Origin of the sequence: Arsukibacterium sp. MJ3 (genome assembly GCF_000987765.1) — a bacterium.
Taxonomy (GTDB): domain Bacteria; phylum Pseudomonadota; class Gammaproteobacteria; order Enterobacterales; family Alteromonadaceae; genus Alishewanella.
In genome coordinates, this window is record NZ_LAHP01000068.1 from 1 (window position 1) to 1326 (window position 1326).

The window sequence follows — 1326 nt, forward strand, 5'->3', positions numbered from 1 at the left end:
TTACTGGCCAAACGCACCAGTAATATGATGCAACCGAAAGACGCTGAAAAAATTGCCGACCGCACCCGAAAACAGTTTCCGGAGGGTATTAGTGCCAGCGGCACCGATGCAGTACGCTTTACGTTAGCCACGCTGGCATCTACTGGCCGCGATATTAATTGGGACATGAAACGCCTAGAAGGCTACCGCAATTTTTGTAATAAACTGTGGAATGCCAGCCGCTATGTACTAATGAACACCGCCGAGCAGGACTGTGGTTTTGGTAGTGAGCCTAAAGTACTGTCACTGGCCGATAAGTGGATTTTGGCGCAATATCAGCAAACTGTACAACACGTTACCCATTATATTGACAGCTATCGCTTCGATTTAGCGGCCAATGCCTTATATGAATTTACCTGGAATCAGTTCTGTGACTGGTATGTAGAATTAACTAAACCCGTATTGTTTAAAGGCACCGAGCCAGAGCAACGCGGCACCCGTTATACACTGATCACCGTGCTGGAAAGTCTGCTGCGCTTAATGCACCCGATCATTCCTTTTATCACCGAAACCATTTGGCAATCGGTTAAACCGCTGGCCGGTAACACTACCGAGCATAATACTGACAGCATTATGCTGCAACCTTATCCAGAGTTTAATGCCAGCTTAGCCAACGACACCGCAATGGCTGATCTGGAATGGTTAAAAGCCGTTATAACGGCCATACGTAACGTGCGCGGTGAAATGAATATTGCGCCTAGCAAACCACTGGCTATTTTACTGCGCAACCTTAACGGTGAAGAGCAGCGCCGTTTGGCTGAAAACCAAAACTTTTTAATGGTTATGGCCAAGCTAGACAGCATTACCGTGCTGGCAGAAGCTGAAAAAGCCCCCGCCAGTGCCGCGCAGTTAGTTGGCAGCATGGATTTACTGATCCCTATGGCCGGCTTAATTGACAAAGAAGCAGAGCTTAACCGCATTAGTAAACAGTTAGATAAAGCCGCACAAGAACTGGCCCGCGTTTCGGGTAAACTGGCTAATCAGGGATTTGTTGCCAAGGCGCCCGAAGCGGTGTTAGATAAAGAGCGCGCCAAACAAGCCGAACTGGAACAGGCAATGGTTAAATTACAAGCGCAACAAGCTGAAATTACCGCACTATAATCTAAACGGTTATTCTAGAAAATAAAAAACCGGAGCATGCTCCGGTTTTTATAATGTCATTAGCTAACAACTAGATATTAGCTAAGCACACATTACTTTTTAGTTAAACGGCGACGACCAAACGCTCTTAAGCCTAATAAGCCTAAACCGAACATACCTAACATTGCTGGCTCAGGTACATTTACT

2 protein-coding genes are annotated in these 1326 nt (G+C 46.2%); one reads left to right on the forward strand and one right to left on the reverse strand.

Annotation, left to right across the window (positions count from 1 at the left end):
* Positions 1-1140: class I tRNA ligase family protein (locus VT06_RS16735; RefSeq protein ID WP_046555470.1), on the forward strand; the 1140-nt coding region annotated here is incomplete at its 5' end.
* Positions 1141-1232: 92 nt separating this feature from the next.
* Here VT06_RS16735 and VT06_RS18870 read toward each other — a convergent pair.
* The coding region (locus tag VT06_RS18870) for a PEP-CTERM sorting domain-containing protein (RefSeq protein WP_152659060.1) at positions 1233-1326 on the reverse strand (94 nt) is incomplete at its 5' end.